Annotated in this window: 1 protein-coding gene; it reads right to left on the bottom strand. The window is 71.8% G+C overall.

Annotated features, from left to right (window positions below):
• A partial coding sequence (locus tag HC022_RS28220) for an FAD-binding oxidoreductase (protein ID WP_167454563.1) occupies nucleotides 1–670 on the bottom strand: 670 nt, incomplete at both ends.

Raw genomic sequence — 670 nt, 5'->3', positions numbered from 1 at the left:
TCGCCCCCCACGCGCACCCCGGTCACAGCGCCCTTTTCGCGGGCAAGGTCGGTGACCTCGCCGATGACCAGCCGGGCGCCCTGCGACACCGCGTGGGCGGCGAGGTCCTTCACGTAGCGACCGGGATCGGTGATGCGTCCGTGGCCGGGGAAGCGCGCGGCGCAGGTCATCTGCGGGCCCCAGATCGGGTCGTAGTCGCGCAGCGCCTGATCCTCGAGCAGCTCCCACTCGAAGCCGTTCTCGCGCCGCACCTGGAAGCCGAAGGCGTCCGCCTCGAAGGCGGCGCGGTTGTTGTAGAGGAAGACGTAATCGCCCGGCACGACCCATTGCTCGGCGCCGGTGCCCGCCGAAAGCGCCTGGTGGTCGGCGAGGCTGTCGCCGATGATGGGCGCGGCGGCGGCGGCGCGCCTGCGGGCGGCGTCGGCGTTGGCGTGGGTCATGAACTTCATCAGCCACGGCGCGATCTTCGGAAGGTAGGACCACTTCATGAAGAGCGGCTGGTTCGGGTCCAGCAGCATCTTCGGCGCCTTCAGCCACAGGCCGGGACCCGTCACCGGCAGCACCGAGCACGAGGCCAGCACGCCCGCGTTGCCGTGGCTCGTGCCCTCGGCGGGGCCCGCCCTGTCGGTCAGGGTCCCCCGGTGTCCGTCGCGTTGGAGCCCGATCGCCC

It is taken from the genome of Salipiger sp. HF18 (assembly GCF_011806505.1).
GTDB classification, from domain to species: domain Bacteria; phylum Pseudomonadota; class Alphaproteobacteria; order Rhodobacterales; family Rhodobacteraceae; genus Salipiger; species Salipiger thiooxidans.
Note: the sequence above shows the minus strand (reverse complement) of the source record. Positions and strands in the feature narration are given on the sequence as shown.